Genomic DNA, 1,201 nt, shown 5'->3' on the forward strand with positions numbered 1-1,201 from the left:
GCCCGCTCCGTACCGCTTAGCGGTCGGAGTCGGGTAGTTTACGCTTTGCCGCAAAACATTTTTATTCTTGGGCTTTCTTGGGCTCTGCCACTTCGCCAAGCTCAGCAAACGGATGGCGGGATCCCAGGCAATGGCCAACGCGGGGCAGGAAACGCGCTAGGCTAGAGGTTCGAATAGCGGAAAGGCTCTGCACCGTTCAAAGGACAAGGGCGGCACAGGGCTTGTGCAGATGCAAGTCGGATCCATATCATGCGCATTGTCATCACGGGTGGAAGTGGTTTTATCGGGCGTCGCTTGGTGGCCCGTCTGCTGGAGCAAGGGGATCAGGTTTTGGTCTTGACCCGCCGCCTGGAGCAGGCCCGCCGCATTTTGGGGGAATCCCCCAACCTCAAGCTGCTGCCCTACGATCCCTACCAACCGCAAGCCTGGGCAGCCGCCCTGGAAGGGTACGAGGGGATTGTCAACTTGGCCGGAGAGCCTTTGGCTTCTTCTCGCTGGACAGAGACCAAGAAAAAAGAAATCCGTCGTAGCCGTGTGGAAACCACCCAGGCCCTTGTCCAAGCCCTCGCCTCCCTCAACCAAAAGCCCCAGGTGATGATCAGCAGCTCGGCGGTGGGTTACTACGGATCCCATCCGGCAGGAGAACCCTTAACAGAGACGGATCCCCCGGCCCAAGATTTTCTGGCAGAAGTCTGTCAAGCTTGGGAAGCTGCCGCCCGGTCGGCTGAGGAGTTGGGGATCCGTTTGGCCATCCTGCGCACGGGGATTGTGTTGGGGCCGGATGGAGGAGCGCTGGGGCAGATGCTGGCCCCCTTTCAGTTCTTTATCGGCGGAACGATCGGCTCCGGCAAACAATGGCTGTCTTGGATCCACCGCGAGGATTGGGTGAGCTTGGTCTGCTTCCTGCTGGAGCAGGGATCCGGAGTGTTCAACGCCACCGCTCCCAACCCGGTGCAGATGGAAGAGTTTTGCCGAACCTTAGGCCAGGTCTTGGGTCGCCCCTCTTGGTTGCCTGTGCCGGAGCTGGCGTTGGAACTGCTGTTGGGCGAGGCAGCTCAAGTGGTTTTGACGGGGCAGAAAGTGATCCCGCAAGCGGCTTTGCAGATGGGCTTTACCTTCCAGTACCCACAACTGAAAGAGGCATTACGACAGATCCTCCTGATACATTTACGCTGAACACTGCTGAACATTACTGTTCAAC

Annotated in this window: 1 protein-coding gene; it reads left to right on the forward strand. The window is 58.6% G+C overall.

Annotated features, from left to right (window positions below):
* The first annotated feature begins 249 nt into the window (after window positions 1-249).
* A complete protein-coding gene (locus tag NW843_RS13040; protein WP_414523157.1) occupies window positions 250-1,176 on the forward strand; it encodes a TIGR01777 family oxidoreductase in 927 nt (308 codons plus the stop codon).
* Window positions 1,177-1,201: the final 25 nt, after the last annotated feature.

The organism is Synechococcus sp. R5-12 (assembly GCF_047502655.1).
GTDB lineage: Bacteria > Cyanobacteriota > Cyanobacteriia > Thermostichales > Thermostichaceae > Thermostichus.